Consider the following 787-nt stretch of genomic DNA (forward strand, 5'->3'; position numbering starts at 1 on the left):
GGATATTGGAATGCTCGCCGGAACAGAAAAGACAACGGATAATGAAGTAGTTCCTGATCTGCGTCGCCGGTATTTTGAAGCAGATTTGCGGCAACGTGGTATTTATCATCCGGAATTTATGTTTGCTGGTGACTATACATCAATGTCGGGCTATCGGGCAATGAAGAAGGCAATTGAAGAGCTGGGTGACAAATTACCACATGCAATTTTTATTGCTAATGACCCAATGGCTGTCGGGGCGCTAAAGGCCGTTCAGGAAGCAAAGATTGATATTCCTGACCGTTTAGCCATGATTAGCTTTAATGATACCGCGATTGTAAAGTATGTTTATCCAAGTATGTCAGCGATTCATGTAGGAACCGATGAAATGGCTCATGCTGCAGTCGATGTGATGGTCAAGCGACTCGCACATCCAGCTAGTGACCCATGTAAGACGGTTGTTGGAACCCATTTGATTAAGCGACAGACGACGAAATAAGAATAAGGGTGAGGAAAAGCATTTTGTTTGCTTTTCCTCACCCTTATTTTGTTTATAAAAGAGTATTGTTTTAATTTGACGAGTCCTGCATCCTAGTGCAACATTGCCGAAATGTGCTCGCAGGGAAGCCCCCCTATTAAATGTGCTCAGCCTAACGTTTTGTTGCCACAGAGTCAAGATCTGCTCGCGACGACCGTCACCTTCGTCTAACTATCCCGTCCTTGATTGCAAGTCAATCGTCGTCCGGGATTTTCTAGTGCTCAGTTGCTAGTTCGTCACGGCTCACACTCTACTTTAAACGTGCTTCGT

The 787-nt window shown here is 44.9% G+C and carries 1 protein-coding gene; it reads left to right on the plus strand.

Annotated features, from left to right (window positions below; genetic code table 11):
• Window positions 1–478, plus strand: a 478-nt coding sequence (locus HMPREF0549_RS08870; protein ID WP_003717964.1) for a substrate-binding domain-containing protein, incomplete at its 5' end; no start/stop codon positions are given.
• Between the last annotated feature and the right edge of the window lie 309 nt (window positions 479–787).

Source organism: Limosilactobacillus vaginalis DSM 5837 = ATCC 49540 (assembly GCF_000159435.1).
GTDB classification, from domain to species: Bacteria; Bacillota; Bacilli; order Lactobacillales; family Lactobacillaceae; genus Limosilactobacillus; species Limosilactobacillus vaginalis.